A 492-nucleotide genomic window follows, 5' to 3' on the forward strand; every position below is an offset into this window, starting at 1 on the left:
ATCGCCCGCCGCCGCGGCGGTAGCCAGGCGCTTGATCTCGGCATTGATCGCCGACAGGCTGGCCTTGGTTTCGTCCATGGCCTGGGTGATGGCGGCCTTCTCGCCGGGCAGGCGGTCCATGTCCACCGACAGGTCGCCGCGCGCGTAGTGCCTCATCACGTCGATGATCCGCAGTTTCACGCCGATGTGCTGGCCCACCAGCGCATTGCTTTCCTCGATCATGCGCCGGTAGTCGCCGGCAAAAGACGATGCATCGATGCGGTAGCTGATGGTGCCGGCATCATGCTGCCGGGCCATCTCGCCCTGCGCGGCGATGACCGATTGCACCTGGCGCTGCATGTGCTGCATGGCGCGCAGCAGGTCGGCGACTTCATCCTTGCCGGACACGTCGATGCTGTTGTCCAGGCGTCCACCGGCGATGCCGTTGGCCACGCCCACCGCACTGGCCAGCGGGCGGGTCAGGCTGCGGGTGATCAGCAGGGCCAGCAGTAC

Annotated in this window: 1 protein-coding gene; it reads right to left on the reverse strand. The window is 66.9% G+C overall.

Features of this window, described 5'->3' with window-relative positions:
• Positions 1–492, reverse strand: a 492-nt coding sequence (locus AC1DGW_RS16850; protein ID WP_478025203.1) for a HAMP domain-containing protein, incomplete at both ends; no start/stop codon positions are given.

This window comes from Stenotrophomonas sp. 05N423, assembly GCF_056397145.1.